The organism is Arthrobacter sp. 4R501, assembly GCF_002929755.1.
GTDB lineage: Bacteria > Actinomycetota > Actinomycetes > Actinomycetales > Micrococcaceae > Arthrobacter.
Genome location: NZ_PJIW01000056.1, coordinates 1 through 921, shown reverse-complemented (window position 1 = coordinate 921; position 921 = coordinate 1). Strand labels below are relative to the sequence as shown.

At 68.3% G+C, this 921-nt stretch carries 1 protein-coding gene; it reads right to left on the bottom strand.

Annotated features, from left to right (window positions below; genetic code table 11):
• Positions 1–921, bottom strand: a 921-nt coding sequence (locus CXR02_RS21865) for a glycine dehydrogenase (RefSeq protein WP_368784610.1), incomplete at both ends; no start/stop codon positions are given.

Here is a 921-nt window from a genome sequence, read left to right as displayed (position 1 = left end):
GGGCCGTGGTAGACGGCGTAGAACGAGGAGACGATGGCCAACAGTGCCTGCGCGGTGCAGATGTTGGACGTGGCCTTCTCGCGGCGGATGTGCTGCTCACGGGTCTGCAGCGCCAGGCGGTACGCGGGGGTCCCGGCGTCGTCCTTGGAGACTCCGACGAGGCGGCCCGGCATGGAACGTTCCAGGCCCTTCGCCACCGCCATGTACGCGGCGTGCGGGCCGCCGAAGAACAACGGCACACCAAAACGCTGGGTGGAGCCGACCGCGATGTCCGCGCCCTGCTCCCCGGGCGGGGTGATCAGCGTCAGCGCCAGCAGGTCGGCGGCGACCGTGACGAGCGCGCCGCGTTCCTTGGCAGCCGCGATCACGTCGGCGTGGTTGAAGACCCGGCCGGAAACACCAGGCTGCTGCAGCACCACACCGTTGATAACGCCGTCGGGCAAGCCCTTGGAGAGGTCGGCGACCTCCACCTCAAACCCGAGGGCCTCGGCGCGGCCCTTGACGATGGCGATGGTCTGCGGCAGGCAGTCGGCATCCAGGACCGTCTTGCCGTCGCGGGCCTCCTTGGTCTTGTTCGCCCGGCGCATCATCAGTACGGCCTCGGCGACGGCGGTGGCTTCATCGAGCAGCGACGCGTTCGCGATGGGCAGGCCCACCAGGTCCTGGACCATGGTCTGGAAGTTCAGGAGCGCTTCGAGCCGGCCCTGGGAGATTTCGGGCTGGTACGGGGTGTAGGCGGTGTACCAGGCCGGGGCTTCGAGGATGTTCCGCCGGATCACCGCAGGCGTGACCGTGTCGTAGTAGCCCTGGCCGATCATCTGCACGGCAGTCTTGTTCTTCGCCGCGAGCTTCCGCAGCTCGGCAAGGACCTCAACCTCACTGAGGGCGTCCTTGAGGGCCAGCGGCTTGGCCTGGCGGATG